This is a genomic window from Mycobacterium farcinogenes, from assembly GCF_019739075.1.
Lineage (GTDB): Bacteria > Actinomycetota > Actinomycetes > Mycobacteriales > Mycobacteriaceae > Mycobacterium > Mycobacterium senegalense.
In genome coordinates this window covers 995,352-1,010,833 of the sequence record NZ_CP081673.1, presented here as the reverse complement: position 1 = coordinate 1,010,833, position 15,482 = coordinate 995,352, and the positions used below count along the sequence as shown (strand labels likewise).

General features: G+C 63.8%; 13 protein-coding genes and 1 tRNA gene. 10 read left to right on the top strand and 4 right to left on the bottom strand.

Annotated features, from left to right (window positions below):
* Positions 1–21: 21 nt before the first annotated feature.
* The 8 genes from K6L26_RS04670 (at position 22) to K6L26_RS04635 (ending at position 8,102) form a co-directional block, all read left to right on the top strand.
* Positions 22–1,773 (top strand): hypothetical protein, encoded by a 1,752-nt coding sequence (locus K6L26_RS04670; protein WP_065063616.1) that lies wholly within the window; start codon positions 22–24, stop codon positions 1,771–1,773.
* A 57-nt stretch (positions 1,774–1,830) separates the two neighbouring features.
* Positions 1,831–4,116 carry a TPR repeat domain-containing protein gene (locus tag K6L26_RS04665; RefSeq protein ID WP_221852794.1) on the top strand — a complete coding sequence of 762 codons (2,286 nt, stop codon included), beginning with the start codon at positions 1,831–1,833 and terminating at the stop codon, positions 4,114–4,116.
* Positions 4,113–4,904, top strand: a complete 792-nt coding sequence (locus K6L26_RS04660; protein ID WP_221852793.1) for a hypothetical protein — start codon at positions 4,113–4,115, stop codon at positions 4,902–4,904. The genes K6L26_RS04665 and K6L26_RS04660 overlap by 4 nt, the downstream gene beginning before the upstream one ends.
* A gap of 195 nt (positions 4,905–5,099) precedes the next feature.
* Entirely contained in the window at positions 5,100–5,489 is a 390-nt protein-coding gene (locus tag K6L26_RS04655) for a hypothetical protein (protein WP_221852792.1), read from the top strand.
* Entirely contained in the window at positions 5,467–5,814 is a 348-nt protein-coding gene (locus K6L26_RS04650) for a hypothetical protein (RefSeq protein WP_221852791.1), read from the top strand. Before K6L26_RS04655 ends, K6L26_RS04650 begins: the two co-directional genes overlap by 23 nt.
* A 131-nt stretch (positions 5,815–5,945) precedes the next feature.
* Entirely contained in the window at positions 5,946–7,193 is a 1,248-nt protein-coding gene (locus K6L26_RS31650; protein WP_245008689.1) for a hypothetical protein, read from the top strand.
* Positions 7,194–7,350: 157 nt separating this feature from the next.
* Positions 7,351–7,707, top strand: a complete 357-nt coding sequence (locus K6L26_RS04640) for a hypothetical protein (RefSeq protein ID WP_076213215.1) — start codon at positions 7,351–7,353, stop codon at positions 7,705–7,707.
* A gap of 29 nt (positions 7,708–7,736) precedes the next feature.
* Positions 7,737–8,102: a carboxymuconolactone decarboxylase family protein gene (locus tag K6L26_RS04635; protein WP_076213218.1), complete on the top strand. Its 366-nt coding sequence runs from the start codon at positions 7,737–7,739 to the stop codon at positions 8,100–8,102.
* On the opposite strand, the gene K6L26_RS04630 is transcribed toward K6L26_RS04635, so the two are convergent.
* Entirely contained in the window at positions 8,099–8,626 is a 528-nt protein-coding gene (locus K6L26_RS04630) for a hypothetical protein (RefSeq protein ID WP_076213220.1), read from the bottom strand. The two genes, K6L26_RS04635 and K6L26_RS04630, sit on opposite strands and share 4 nt — an antisense overlap.
* Before the next feature lie 49 nt (positions 8,627–8,675).
* Between K6L26_RS04630 and K6L26_RS04625 the strand changes: the two genes are divergently transcribed.
* Positions 8,676–9,557 carry an alpha/beta fold hydrolase gene (locus tag K6L26_RS04625; RefSeq protein ID WP_221852790.1) on the top strand — a complete coding sequence of 294 codons (882 nt, stop codon included), beginning with the start codon at positions 8,676–8,678 and terminating at the stop codon, positions 9,555–9,557.
* Here the strand turns inward: K6L26_RS04625 and K6L26_RS04620 are convergent.
* Positions 9,558–9,633 (bottom strand) — tRNA-Thr (locus K6L26_RS04620).
* Between the two features lie 56 nt (positions 9,634–9,689).
* The gene (locus K6L26_RS04615) at positions 9,690–10,898 is read right to left on the bottom strand and encodes a DNA polymerase III subunit delta' (protein WP_221852789.1); all 1,209 of its coding nucleotides are present in this window, start codon (positions 10,896–10,898) and stop codon (positions 9,690–9,692) included.
* An 82-nt stretch (positions 10,899–10,980) separates the two neighbouring features.
* Between K6L26_RS04615 and K6L26_RS04610 the strand changes: the two genes are divergently transcribed.
* The gene (locus K6L26_RS04610; RefSeq protein ID WP_036391368.1) at positions 10,981–12,585 is read left to right on the top strand and encodes an adenylate/guanylate cyclase domain-containing protein; all 1,605 of its coding nucleotides are present in this window, start codon (positions 10,981–10,983) and stop codon (positions 12,583–12,585) included.
* A 5-nt stretch (positions 12,586–12,590) separates the two neighbouring features.
* Here K6L26_RS04610 and topA read toward each other — a convergent pair whose 3' ends face one another.
* Positions 12,591–15,413: a type I DNA topoisomerase gene (gene topA / locus K6L26_RS04605; protein WP_036391367.1), complete on the bottom strand. Its 2,823-nt coding sequence runs from the start codon at positions 15,411–15,413 to the stop codon at positions 12,591–12,593.
* Positions 15,414–15,482: the final 69 nt, after the last annotated feature.

The following is a 15,482-nucleotide window of genomic DNA, read 5'->3' as shown; positions in this document are numbered from 1 at the left end:
GGGTCCGTACAGTCGGCAAGAGTGAACAAGATCGCCCGCATCGCCGCCGCGCTGATCGCGCTGCACCTGGTGGTCAGGGCGATCCTCGCGTTCGGCGGCTACTTCTACTGGGACGATCTGATCCTCATCGGCCGGGCCGGCACCCAGGATCTGCTGTCGCCGTCGTTCCTCTTCGACGATCATGACGGTCACGTCATGCCCGCGGCCTTCCTGGTGTCCGGCGCGATCACCCGCTTAGCCCCGTTCTCCTGGGTATTGGCCGCGGTAAGCCTGGTGGTGATGCAGCTTCTGGCCTCACTGGCGCTGCTGCGGGCGCTGTGGGTGATCCTCGGCTGGCGACCAGTCCTGCTGATCCCGCTGACCTTCGCGTTGTTCACCCCGCTGGCCGTGCCCGGGTTCGCCTGGTGGGCGGCGGGGCTGAACACACTGCCGATGCAGGCCGCGCTGGCATGGGTGGTCGGTGAGGCGGTGCTGCTCGTGCGCACCGGGTCGATGCGGCATGCGGTTGTCGGTGTGCTCGTCTTTCTCGGCGGACTGCTGTTCTTCGAGAAGGCGGCCGTGATCCCGTTCGTGGCGTTCGCGGTGGTGGCGCTGTTGGGGTACGTGAAAGGGACTTATGGCTTGCGCGAGGTCTGGCGGCGCGGTCTTCGGCTGTGGGTCGGGTCGCTGGCGCTCTTGGTGGCCTGGATCGGGGTGTACCTACTCGTCGTCGACCAGAAGCGGTGGAGCTTCGACGTCGCGATGACCTGGGACCTACTCAGTAGGTCCTTCACCCACGGCATCGTCCCCGGAATCGTGGGCGGGCCCTGGTCCTGGCAGCGGTGGGCACCGGCCTCCCCGTGGGCCACCCCGCCCGTCTCGGTGATGGTCTTGGGTTGGGTGGTTTTGATCGCGGCCGTCGCGGTGGTGCTCGTGCGCAAAACCCGCATCTGGCCGGTATTGGTGGTGGCGCTCGGTTACGCCGTGGCCTGTCAGATCCCGATTTATCTGATGCGCTCGTCGCGGTTCACCGCCCTGGAGCTGGCCCAGACCCTGCGCTATCTGCCCGACCTCGTGGTGGTGCTGGCCCTGTTGGCCGCTGTCGGCTTCTGTGCGCCGAACCGGAGTTCTTTGCTTTCCGCTTCGCGCGCTCGGACTCTGGCGTGCGTCGGTGTCGCAGCGCTATTCGTGGCGAGCAGCCTGTACTCGATATTCACTTTTCTCAAGGTGTGGCAGGACAATCCGGTGCCCGCCTATCTGAACAACGCCCGCGCGTCGCTGGCGTCCACCTCAGCGGCCGCTCCCCTGCTGGACCAAGAGGTCGATCCGCTGATCCTGCAACGGGTGGCCGCGCCCGAGAACCTGGCCAGCCACATGTTCGCCCTCGCGTCACCACGGCCCGAGTTCGCCTCGGCGACAACCGATCTGCGCATGTTCGACCGAACCGGGAAATTGGTCGACGCCAAGGTGACCTGGGTGCGCACGATCGCGCAAGGCCCGGCACCGCGCTGTGGTTTCCTAGTGCAACCGGATGAACCCGCCGTCATGCCGCTCGACGGGCCCCTGCTGCCCGCCGACTGGACCGCCGAGATCAACTACCTGGCCAACAGCGACGGATCCCTGACCATGGCCCTGGCCGAGGGACCCGAAGTGAAAGTGCCGGTGCGGCCCGGGCTCAACCGCGTCTTCGTCCGACTACCCGGGGCCGGGCAATCTATCTCTGTGGCCGCCAATACCGCCGCGCTGTCGGTCTGCATCTCTCCCGGACCCGTGGGATTCCTGGCGCCGAGGTAATTCACGTGCTGAGATACTGAACGCTGACCATCGGGATCCTGTCGAGGGGGACATTCTGTGAGCGCGCTGGATGGCTTCTATTCAACGTGGAACAAGGCGCGGGAAACCTTCGGCGTCGGTACGCCTACGGATGGCAGCCAGTACGACGGCAGCAGTTCGAAGCTGATGCAGATGAAGTCCACGATTGAATCAGCTGCACCGGACGACCGCTGGCAGGGCTCCGGGTCGCAGGCGTATGCCGCGGCCAACAAGGAACATGCCGGTGTTTACGAAAAGCTGGCTGACCTTGACAAAAAGATGGCTGCTGAAGTGACCAACGCCGCCAACATCGTCACCAACGGACGCACCCGACTCGACAACACGAAGTCGTGGGTCGACAGCGCTGTCAACTCACTGCCTAGTGGGCTCAGCTCCCAAGCCCGTGAGAAAAGCCTCATCCCGATCGCCAAAGAAGGCATCACTCAGGTCAATAACACCGTCCAGAATGCCAACAAGGACATGAACACAGTCGCTGGGCGCTTCACGGGTCTCAAAGGCGAGTTCGATGCACTGACGAATCAGAAGTTCGCGCCGGGCGAGAAGAAGGGCGACGCCGAAGGCCTCACAGACAAAGACGGCGACGGCAAGCCAGACGAAGACGATGTTCGCAAACAGGCCGAGCAAGATGTCCAAGATGCGCTCAGCGGGAACAAGGACGCAGCCGGCCGCGTCGAAGAGGTGCTCCACGACATCAAGCCGGGCCAACAACTGTCGGAAAAACAAGGTGCGTATCTGAGCCAAATGCAAGCGCAGCAACACGGGATGTCGACGGAGCGCCTCAGAGAGGTCCATGACCAACTAGGCGAGCACGGCGACATCATCTCTAACTCATGGCAACTGATGAGCAATGACGATGTTCGCTTCCCGAAAACCGAAACCACCCCCGAAGCGCTGAACGACCCAAGCAACTCGGTCAAAGGTGGATTCGATCAGCTGCCACAAAGCGTTCAAGACTCGCTGCGAAATGCGGGCCAACTCACGCACCGCGACGGTGGCGAGGAAGCAGTTCTTGCACACGACCATGACCTGTATAACATCTCCCACATCGTGAAGGACGGCGACCCGGCGCTTCAAACCGGCACGGAACTAGACCGCGAAATGATCCGAGCAGCCGACCAAGTGATGGACAGGTATAAAGACGGAAGCTCGAACAATCTCAACTTCTCTGTCGCCTCCGTCGCTGAGGATATCTTCGAAGCGTCCGGAAGAGACCATCAGATTGTCCACGATCACCTGACGGGGACGCATGGCGACAACGGCGACAATTTCTTGCACGACATCACCAGAATTGAGTGGTCCGATGACGGGAAAGCCGCTGGCTCCCTATTGAGTTGGACGAATGATACTTCTGGAACTCAGGCTGATATCGCTGGGGCGACGGCTCGAACCTACGCCGAATACATCGGCAACCACCCGGAGTTGATGAACTTGGCAGGTCATCACACATTGGGTGAGATGAACCCGCATTTGGTGCAGGGTATGGCAGAGGGTCTGGCACCATATGTCAACAACATCGCCGGGACCGAGGGCGGGCTAGACACGTTCCAGCGAGAGTGGCTGCCTGCGGAGGGCACGACTCTCGATGAGGGAGGCGACGTCACCAAGGGGACGTTGCCAGAAGCTAAGGGGGTGTTCTCGATCCTCAACACGGACCCGGAGGCGGCCAAGATTATTAACGGTGAGGCCTATCGTCAGGCAGTGCTCCGAGACATTGACTATGCGCGCAATCCCAATCCACATCCGGATCCGGCGCAGCTCTATGACAGCGCGACTTTGCGTGCACTTGTCGATGTCGGGACCCACAACGCTTTCGAGCAATTCCGCGAGAACAAGGTCCATATCGACTCCGATGAATACACCTGGAAAAGCACGGCTTACGACTGCGGGGTCAAAGCCCTCAGCGGCTTGGCCGGGACCGCTCCTGGAGGGCCCATAAATGCGCCGTTCATCGACATAGCCGGATCAGCCGTCAAGTACGACGTCCTGGGGCCGCCGCCAGCAGAGCCCACCAGTCATCCCGTACCCAGATTGGCACCTGAGTACGCCCAAGCTGAAATGCTCAATACTCTGCAGTCAGTCGGACATCCGATCTCGGGAATACCTACTGAATACCACGAGAATAACGATCCAAGCGGGCGAATCCTCACCTCGGAAGAGATGCGTGCGCAAGGTGTCACACCTGGTCGTTATCAGGAGGTGGTTGGCGCTGCGATCGACGCCACCCTCGGCTACGAATTCCAGGATGACGCCATCAAAGATCGCTACGACCAGGTAGCGGCCGACGCCAAACCACAGCAATCATGACATCGATTGCGGTGACACGCCGGCTCGGCGCAGTGTTGACCGCCGCCGTCCTGGCGGTCAGTGGATGCACACCGCCGGAGCCAGCACCCCAGCTGCTTGCGAGGTGGCCCAAGGGATTTGAGGATTTTGCGTTTGTGTGGAGCTCCGAACCAGGTATCGATCTCACGGTTGGGCCCGCGGTCGTGGCGCGCGCGTACCTGGAGTCCTACCAGCTGGCGTACATGACCGCGGATAACGCGTATCTTTATCCCGGTTTCGCCGAGGCAGTCGAGCAACCGCTGCGACCAAACTCGCGTGACTCGGGTAAACCGTGGGTCGGCGCTCAACGCAACCACATCCTGTCAATCACGCGTACGGACCATGCCGTCACCGTGGTTGGCTGCACGTACACCTACGCTGTCGGCACACAGGCGGCAGGTGGCGAATATTCTCCGCAGGATTACCCGTCCGGTGGCAAGGATGCGGGGATATTCCCAATGGGCGTAGTCATGCTTGCCCCCTCGGAGCCAGTCGAAGAGGCGCCCCAGCTTGGGCCTGCACGATCCCCGTCTCACGACGTTTTCGGTGGGTTCCAAATAACAGGTCGTAGTCGTAATTTCTTCTCGGCCGGTGCCGGTGATACATCGAGCATGCCGCCATTCGAGCAAGTCCGCGACACCTGCGTCGCAAAGGCACCCGACCCGCTGGACCGCCGGGAGTTCTTCATCGGCAAGTTCCATCCCCGTGCTGATTTCCCTGTCCAGCCCGCTCATCCAGGTTGGCCGGCAAATCCGGCTGAGCACAGATGAGTAATCATTCGTCCTCAAGTCGAGGCTTCGGAATGGCAGTCAGCGCCGGAGTGGACCAAGCTACAGAATGACCTGATTGACCACGGTTCGATCCACTACGTCACGGATTATGGGCAGAGCTGCTCGAATGCTGTTGCACCGGTTGTCGACTAATCGGATACCGACAACCCTGATGACGATGAATGGAATCCTGGCATGGCCGTCCGCACGATCTTGAAACGGGCAGGAGTTGTCGTTTCAGCCAGCCTGTTCGTAATGCTGGCAGGAGCAAGCCAGACGAACGAGGGCGGGTCGCCCGACCCCGCCACGTCCACACTTCCGGCATTCCCATACCCGCCGTTCGAGATCCACACCGATGTTGCAGTGCCGCTCCAGCCTCCACTGGCGGACGCTGCCAGATTCGCGTTACAGGTGACCGTTGACGGTCGGCTGAGCAACGATCCCGACGAAGAAGAGCTCTACCAGCGATATCGCAGCCAGATCGCGCCTGAGATCGACAACCCGGGGATTCGGATCCCTGACATCTATGTCGGCCCAAACAGGTGGTGCACTGCAACGCGCGGTGGCCGCTCGCGAGCTTCCTGACGGCGCCGTCGAGATTGTCGATCTGCTTGTACGACACCCCGGGTTTGTTCGCCATAAGCAAGACGGCGAGCTGGACAAACCTCCAGGCGGCAGCGACGGGCTGTGGCGTCCGCAGGTGAAATGGACCGCACAGAAGGCGGCAGCCGGTCCTACCCCAGCTGAGCCAGCACTGATGACTCCCGAACAGGCGAAGCACACCCTCGGCGATTCTGCGTACGGCCAGTACTCCGCAGGTCTGGTCAGTTTCCTATCTCAACGCGACGTCGAGACGTTCATCCGCCACAACATCATTGGACAGTTCAAACTTGTCACCGGCCGGGGTTAGCGAACACTGCATAAGAAGGCAGCGGCATATGAGCAAACTACTAGCGATGTGCGCCACTCTGATATTCATTGTGGCCACGGCAGTCTCGGCGTGTGGCAGCGCACCCAACCTGCCAACTACCCGCTGATCGATTGGCGTGGATCAGCAAGGATGCTCAATCAGCTGACCCCACCACAGCACGACATGCGGGCGAAGCGGCGCATACGATTGCATTGTTTCTTTCTGATCCCAACTATGGATTGTCAAATATTCCAACGGGATTGTTCGGTTTGCAACGTCGATCACTCGGCGACTTGAACCCGAACCTTTTAGCAGCATACGCCGAAGCCCTAACGCCATTTCAGGGAGCACTTGTCGGTGACCTACGGAAAAGCTCAGGCTTCGAAGTTGTCGGCGATCCCCTTAATCTAGCTTCGGCCCGCGAGGTGTTTTCCATTATCGATACGAACACCAACGCCGGCGCCGCTTTCAACAATGCTGCATACGAACGGGTAGAGCACTATCTGCAGGCATATGCAGAGTCCGTCGCCAGTCATAACGCTGACGATCTAGTGGCGCTGCAGTTCGCCGCAGGACTAGCTGGAGTTGTCGAAGGTGGTTGGCGTAAGTCCGGTAACACAGCACTGCAAGTATCTCCGGCACAGCATTTTCTTAATTTGGCCCGTTACGAAGTAGCGAAAGCTATAGGCATACGGCCAGGAGCGAACGGTATTCCGACCCGATTCTTTACGCCCGAAGGCGTCCTCAAATCTCCAGGTGCCGTGCCCTCGAGAGACCTTTCAGAATTCTCGACCGCTATGGAGAACTTCGCCTTCCAAAACGGCATGTCAAATTTGGGACTGACTTTAGACGCTGGTATGACGTCGGCGCCGGGATATAACTTGGCACGCGTATACGACTGTAAAGATGGATGCCGGAGGAAACGTAATCTCGATCAAGGGGTATCCAGCGCCATGATGCGACACCTAGCCACCATGCTGCTGATCACCGCAATCGTCAGCAGCTGCGGGATCCTCGGCGGCGGGTCGAGCCGTCGCGATGATCGTTTCGCGCAGCCCGACCACCCCAAAGACTCTCCCTCCGGGCAATACTCGGTGTCAGTCGACATGGCACCGAACGAGAACGAGGTGGACACATGGGTGGCAGTGATCCGCGAAAAGGCCACGGGCACCGAGGTCTTCCGTGACTCGTACGCCTACAGCAGCCGACATGGCGTTGGGATCACCTGGCTCTCAACGGATGACCAACTATGGCTCCTGTCAAGCGATGTCGGCACAGCCCACGTGGACCGCAAGCCAGATGGGACATGGACCAAGACCAGCATCTACCCCGAAACCGCCGGCGACGTGCCCCAGGAGATCTCCGCACTCGGCGGCTGAACCTTCACCGGTGAGGCGGAGCCGGGGGGCGGTCAGTGTGACACCACAACGCGCAGCCACTGCGATGCTCTTGTGCCTGATTCTCGTCGTCTCCGCGTGCAACCTGGGTTCTCAAGTATCGCCGAGTGCTCCCGCGGCGAAGACAACGTCCAATCCAGTGCGGCACGAACTCGAACCGTTGACCAAACGGTTTCCCGCTCTCGGACCGCCCATCGCAGCATCGTGGGTCAGCGGTGACTGGGGCGATCCACGCATGCCCGGACCGTCGTTGTATTGGATCGATGCCATCGTCGAAGTGAGTTCGGCAACCGTGGACTCTTTGAAAGCGTCGTATCGACCCGTTCCCACCGCAAATAAGCCCGATGTCTGGGAAACCCTGCGCGGCAATCTGCCCCAGGGCGGTTACCTCGCCGGCGACCAGTTGGACCAGGCGTTCCGATCCACGAGGATCAACGCACAGGTATTCCTTGCCGAAGGGGCACCCGTCATCGTCATCACCGCCACCGGCGAGTAAGTCGCGGCGCACATGCCAAGCTGGCAGGCATGACTGAGGTACGTGAACAAGGCCTGCGGGTCCTCCAGGAGATGGTGCCGCACCTGCCGTCGAATGTTGTCGAACCCGACGGGTCCTTCGGTGACGAGCTGATGGGCATCGGTGTCGACAACGTCTTCGGCCGGTTGTGGAGCCGTGACGGCCTGAGCCGCCGTGATCGCAGCCTGGTCACCATGGGCATCTTGATCGCCCTACGGGCCACCGATGAGTTCGAGTCACACGTCAGGATCGGCCTCCGCAACGGCCTTACCGAGGACGAGATCGCCGAGGTCATCTACCACGCCAGTGGGTACGCGGGGTTCCCTGCCGCGAATACTGCCCGCAACGTGGCGCGTGAAGCGCTCAGCAAGGACTAGAAGACGCGGCTCCCACGCTGCGACAACTCGAAGCCGTGGTCACCGACCACGCACACCGTGCTCACTTCGGTGACCGCACACGTCCCGGTATCGGGGTAGTCGAGCCTGCTGCCGGCGGGAAGCAGTTTGTAGTCAGCCGGGTCGACCGTGCGGTCGCGCGGCTCTTTGTAGTCCGTGTAATTCTCCATGTCGGCCAGATCGCCGGTGGAAAACGTCGCCGGTTCGACTGACATGGCCGCGAAGACGCTGACCATGTTGCTCGACGTACCGGGCAGCTCGCCCCAGCAGCTGGCTTGCTTCATCGGCGGATTGGCACGGCCGGTGTAGGTGATCCGGCATCGATATCCGCCCGGGGTGACGAACTGGGCGCCGTTGGTCGTCGGGTAGTTGTAGTACGTGGAGTAGTCCTGGACGCGCACTGCAATGTAGCCGCCCAGATCAGGAACTTGGCCCGGGGCGGCCGCCGCCGGAGATGCCAGCGAAACCGCAGCTACGAGAGCCACGCCCACCACTGTCCGTGCCATGGCGGTGAGCCTATCGCGATGAAAGTGGCGAAACGGGTACTCGAAGTGCGTGACCGTAGTAACCCATCATCGGACCACCGTCGACGGTGTTGACACCTTCTATCGTGCCGCCGGTCCCGTCGACGCCCCGGTACTACTGCTTCCCCACGGCTACCCGGCCTCCTCCTACGTCTACCGCAACCTCATGGCGCGCCTCGGCGACCGATGGCGGCTCGTCGCGCCCGACCTACCCGGATTCGGTTACAGCGCAACGCCGTCGGCCGATGACTTCGAGTACACCTTCACCGCTTACAGCCGCTTTCTGCAGTCGTTCGTCGACACCATGCGTCTCGATCGCTACGTCATCTGGTTACACGACTACGGTTCTCAGTTCGGTTTCCAGCTTGCCATCGCGAGTCCGGAAAGCGTTGCAGGCCTTGTCATTCAGAATGGCGATATCTACGAGGACGCCTTCGGCCCGAAATACGACTTCCTCAAGGAATCGTGGAACAACCCCGGACCTGACGCGCGACGCAGGATCGCCCAGCACGTCACCCTGCACGGCTTCGAAACCGAGTTCCGCGGTGAACTTCCCGACGACATAGCCGACCGGATCAGCCCTGACCTATGGACACTGCACTGGTCTCTCATGTGCACACCGGAGCGCATCGCCAACCTGATCCGGCTGCTGGAGGACCAACCCACCACCCTGGAGTGGTTCGCCGACGAACAGTCCTACCTGCGTGAGCACCAGCCGCCGGCATTGATCGTCTGGGGCCCGCACGACGGCTACATGCCGGAGAAATCCGCCCGGGCGTACCGACGTGATCTGCCCGATGCGCCGATCCACCTGCTCGGCGGCGGACACTGGCTGCTGGAAACCCACCTCGACGAAGTAGTCCCGCTGGTCGAGGAGTTCCTGGCGACCACGTACGGGGCGAAAACAAAATAGTGGAGCCACCCAGGGGAATCGAACCCCTGACCTATTCATTACGAGTGAATTGCTCTACCGACTGAGCTAGGGTGGCGCGCTCGGCGAACCGGGCGGCACGAGTCTACGGCAGCCATGCCCGAGCCTCCAAAGTCACCCTCGCAGCGCCTGCCCGACGGTGGCCACCATGGCGTCGACCGCGAACTTCGGTTTGACGTTGATGGCCAGCGCCTCGCGACATTCCAGCACCGCCTCGATGCAGCGCAGCAGCCGGTCCGGCGGCACGTGCTCGGCCATGGCCACCACTTTCTCGGACATGTCCGGGTGATTGGCGGTCACCGACGAGGCTCCTGACGAAACCAGCAGCGCATCGCGAAAGTAGGTGGCCAAATCGATGAGGGCCCGGTCCAGCGCATCACGCGAAGCCCGGGTCTGCCGGGATTTCTGCCGCTTCTCCAGCTCTTTGAGTGCCCCCGCGGTGCCGCGGGTGGTGGCCGCGGTGCCTTTTCCGGTGCCGCCGGCACCCAGTGCCGTCTTGAGCTCCTCGGTCTCGGTCTCGTTGCGTCCGGCGGTCAACGCCAGCGCCTCGGCCTCGGCGACCGCGACCATCTCCTCAGCAGCCGCGAAGGCCCGTGCCGGCGTCGCCGCATCCCGGGCCAGCCCCAACGCGCGTTTCCGGCGCTCCCTGGCCTCGGGATCGGTCGCCAGCCGGCGGGCCCGGCCCACATGCCCGCCGCTGACCGAGGCCGCCCAGCGGGCATCCGCCTCGGGTAGCCCATCACCGGAAATGAGCACGTCGGCAATCGCGTCGACCGAGGGCGTCGTCAACGCGACGTGCCGGCACCGGGAGCGCAGGGTGATCGCGATGTCCTCGGGATCCACCGACGGCGCGCACAGCAGGAACACCGTCGAGGCCGGCGGTTCCTCCACCACTTTCAGCAGGGCATTGGCCGCCCCCTCGGTGAGCCGGTCGGCGTCCTCGATCACCACCACCTGCCAGCGGCCGGTCCCGGGCCGCCGGGACGCGATCTGGACGATCTCGCGCATCTCCTTGACCGCGATCGACAGGCCCTCGGGCACGATGCGGCGTACGTCGGCATGGGTACCGGCCATCGTCGTCGTGCACGCCCGGCACTCCCCACACCCCGGCGTCCCCTCTGACGTGCACTGAAGCGCCGCGGCGAAGCACAGCGCCGCCACCGAACGTCCGGACCCGGGCGGCCCTGTGATCAGCCAGGCATGTGTCATGGTCCCGACGGTGGTGCCGCTGTGTGGCGAATCACCCCGGGCGGCCGACGCGGCCGCCACCAGCTCCTGTTCCACCGCATGCTGACCCACCAGCCGCGAAAAGACCCCGCTCATCGTCCCCAACAGTAGTGGTCAAGCCGACACAACCACGTCACAGCAGGCGCTCAACGTCCCTGCGGCCCGATACGGTGAACGGGTGACCACGGAGCCCATCCCTATCGCGCGAATCGGTGCATTCGCGCGATGGGTGGCGCGCACCCCGTGGCCGGTGTTCACGCTGGGCATGTTGCAGGCCGACATCATCGGCGCACTTTTCGTGCTGGGCTTCCTGCGTTTCGGCCTGCCGCCCGAGGATCGCATCCAGCTCCAGGACCTGCCGGTGTTCAATCTGGCGATCTTCCTGGGCTACCTGTTCATCTCGTTCACCATCGGCGCCTACCTGGCGCTGCGCCTGCTCATCCCCGTGATTCGCTGGCAGCGTCGCGACACCCTGCTGTCCAAGTCGGACCCTGCCATCACCGAGTTGGCCCGTGTGCGGGCGCTGAAGATGCCCTTCTACCGCACTCTGATCAGCGTTACGAACTGGTTCCTCGGTTCGATCGTGTTCATCGTGGCCAGCTGGCCGGTGGCCAGTAAGTCCGCACCCGTGGTCCTGGTCGCCACCGCCTTGGGCGCCACCGCCACCGCGATCATCGGCTACCTGCAGTCCGAGCGCGTGCTGCGTCCGGTCGCGGTGGCCGCGCTGCGGGGCGGGGTGCCGGAGAACTTCCGCGCCCCCGGGGTGATCCTGCGCCAGGTACTCACCTGGGTGCTGTCGACCGGTGTCCCGGTCCTGGCGATCGTGCTGGCCCTGGTGGCCAGCAAGTTCTCGATCCTCACCGCATCGGCGGACCGGCTCATCACGCCACTGTTGCTGCTGGCCATCGCCGCCCTGGTGATCGGGTTGTCCAGCACCGTGCTGGTGGCGATGTCGATCGCCGATCCGCTGCGCCAGCTGCGCTGGGCGCTGGGCGAGGTGCAGCGCGGCAACTACAACGCACACATGCAGATCTACGACGCCAGCGAGCTGGGCTTGCTGCAGGCCGGGTTCAACGACATGGTGCGCGAGCTGGCCGAGCGGCAACGGTTGCGCGACCTGTTCGGCCGCTACGTCGGTGAGGACGTGGCCCGACGCGCCCTCGAGCGCGGCACCGAGCTGGGCGGGCAGGAACGCGACGTGGCGGTGCTGTTCGTGGACCTGGTGGGTTCGACGCATCTGGCGTCGACGATCCCGGCCGGCGACGTGGTGAACCTCCTCAACGAGTTCTTCCGGGTCATCGTCGACACCGTCAACCGTCACGGCGGATTCGTCAACAAGTTCCAGGGCGACGCGGCGCTGGCCATCTTCGGCGCCCCCATCGAGCATCCCGACGCCTCGGGCGGCGCGCTGGCCGCATCGCGCGAACTGCACGACGAGTTGCTGAGCGTGCTGGGCAGCGATATCGAGTTCGGTATCGGTGTCTCGGCCGGGCGCGCGATCGCCGGTCACATCGGTGCGCAGGCCCGTTTCGAGTACACGGTGATCGGCGACCCGGTCAACGAGGCTGCCCGTCTCACCGAGCTGGCCAAGCTGGAGGAAGGCCACGTGCTGGCCTCGGCCATCGCGGTCAGCGGTGCTCTGGATGCCGAGGCGCTGAGTTGGGATGTCGGCGAGATCGTCGAGCTGCGCGGGCGCACGGTGCCCACCCAACTGGCCCGTCCGATGAATCTGGTGCTGCCGCGCGATCTGGCGCGCGAAGCCGAAAGCGACGTGACCGGCTAGCCTGCTCAGGACTTCTTGGCAGCGGCCTTCTTCGCCGGGGCCTTTTTGGCGGCGGCTTTCTTGGCGGCCTTCTTCGCCGGCGCCTTCTTGGCGGCCTTCTTCACCGGTCCACGGGCGCGACGGTCAGCCAGCAGTTCCGAAGCCCGCTCGTCGGTGATCGAGGCCACGTCATCGCCCTTGCGCAGGCTGGCGTTGGTCTCACCGTCGGTGACGTAGGGACCGAAGCGGCCGTCCTTGATCACCATCGGCTTGCCCGAGGCCGGGTCGGTGCCCAGCTCACGCAGCGGCGGGGCAGCAGCGGCCTGGCGCCCACGGCGTTTCGGCTCGGCGTAGATCTTGAGCGCCTCGTCGAGGGTGATGGTGAACATCTGCTCTTCGGTGGCCAGTGAGCGAGAGTCGGTGCCGCGCTTGAGGTATGGGCCGTAGCGGCCGTTCTGCGCGGTGATCTCCTCGTTGTTCGACGGGTCGACGCCGACCACGCGCGGCAACGACAGCAGCTTGAGCGCGTCGTCGAGCGTCACGGTCTCCAGATCCATTGAGCGCAACAGCGATCCGGTGCGCGGCTTGGGGCCGGTCGGCTTCTTGCCCTTCTTGGCCGTCGTCCCCGCATCCGGATCTTCCGGGGGTTCCGGGAGGATCTCGGTGACGTAGGGACCGAAACGTCCGTCCTTGGCCACGATTTCGTGGCCGGTCGCCGGGTCGACACCCAGCACCCGCCCCTCTTGCGGTGTGGCGAAAGCCTTCTCGGCCAGTTCCAGCGTCAGCTCGTCGGGGGTCAGATCGTCCTTGAGATTGGCCCGCTGCGGCTTGAGCTCACCCGGATTGTCCGGATCGGCGATCATGCGCTCCAGGTACGGCCCGTTACGACCCACCCGAACCACGATGGCTCGACCCTCGTCATCGTCAAAGAGCTTGATGGAGTTGACTTCTCGCGCGTCGATGCCTTCGAGGTTGCCGCCGACGAGGTGCTTGAGGCCACCGGACCGGGCGATCGAGCCCTCGACGCCGTGCTCACCGCCGAAGTAGAAGTTCGACAGCCAGTTGGTGCGCTGCTCCTGGCCGTTGGCGATCTCGTCGAGCTCGTCCTCCATGGCGGCGGTGAAGTCGTAATCCACCAACCGGCCGAAGTGCTGCTCCAGCAGGCCCACCACGGCGAAGGCAACCCAGGACGGCACCAGGGCGCTGCCCTTCTTCTGCACGTAGCCGCGGTCCTGGATGGTCTTGATGATCGAGCTGTAGGTCGACGGGCGGCCGATACCGAGCTCTTCGAGGGCCTTGATCAGCGAGGCCTCGGTGTAGCGGGCCGGCGGGCTGGTCTGGTGGCCGTCGGCGGTCAGATCGGCGGCGTCGACGCGCTGGCCCTGCGTCAGGTTCGGCAGACGGCTCTCGGCGTCGTCGGACTCGCCGCCGGCCAACTCGTCGATGCTCTCGACGTAAGCCTTGAGGAAGCCCGGGAACGTGATGGTGCGGCCCGACGCGTTGAAGACGACCTGCTCACCGCCGCGGGCGGTACCGGCGATGCGCAGCGACAGCGTGGTGCCGCGGGCGTCGGCCATCTGCGAGGCGACGGTGCGCTGCCAGATCAGCTCGTAGAGCCGGAACTCGTCGGTGTCGAGCTGGGCGTGCAGCTGGCCCGGGGTCTGGAACACGTCACCGGCGGGTCGGATGGCCTCGTGCGCCTCCTGCGCGTTCTTCACCTTGCGGGTGTACTGGCGCGGGGACGGATGCACATATTCGTCGCCGTAGAGCTGACGTGCCTGGTTGCGGGCGGCGTTGATGGCCGAATCCGACAGCGTCGTCGAGTCCGTACGCATGTAGGTGATGTAGCCGTTCTCGTACAGCCGCTGCGCGATGCTCATGGTGCGCTCTGAGGAGAACCGCAGCTTGCGGGCGGCTTCCTGCTGCAGCGTCGACGTCATGAACGGCGCGTAAGGGCGGCGGGTGTACGGCTTCTGCTCGACGGAGCTGACGGCCAGCTGGGCGCCGCGCAGCCCGGCGGCCAGCGCTCCGGCGCTGGCCTCGTCGAGGACGAGCACCTCGTCGGGCTTCTTCAGCTGCCCCAGCGAGTCGAAATCACGGCCGGCGGCGACGCGGCGGCCGTCGACGGTGTTGAGCTTGGCGGTGAACCGCGGCGGGGTGGCCTGCGGGTCCGACACGGACGCGTCGAGTTCAGCGCTGACGTCCCAGTAGCCGGCGCTGCGGAACGCCATGCGCTCCCGCTCGCGCTGCACGATGATGCGCGTGGCCACCGATTGCACGCGGCCCGCCGACAGCTTCGGCGCCACCTTCTTCCACAGCACCGGCGACACTTCGTAGCCGTAGAGGCGGTCGAGGATGCGCCGGGTTTCCTGCGCGTCGACCAGGGCGATGTCCAGGTCACGCGGGTTTTCCGCGGCAGCGCGGATGGCCGGTTCGGTGATCTCGTGGAACACCATCCGCCGCACCGGCACCTTGGGCTTCAGGGTCTCCAGCAGATGCCAGGCGATCGCCTCACCCTCGCGGTCACCGTCCGTCGCGAGGTAGAGCTCGTCAACGCCCTTGAGCAGGTCCTTCAGCTCGGTGACCGTGCTCTTCTTGTCGGGGCTGACGATGTAGAGCGGCTCGAAGTTGTCGTCGACATTGACCCCGAGCCGCGCCCACGGCTCGGATTTGTACTTGGCGGGCACGTCGGCGGCATTACGGGGCAGATCACGAATATGCCCGCGGGAGGACTCGACCACGTAATTGGAGCCCAGGTAGCCGGCGATCTTGCGCGCCTTGGTCGGCGACTCGACAATTACGAGTCGCCGGACATTCCCCTTGCTACCGCTGCCGCTATCGCCAGCCAACTGTGCCTACGCTCCACTTCTTTAGTTGCCGCGCCACGCCCGGCAACTGACAATTTCGCATTACGCGCG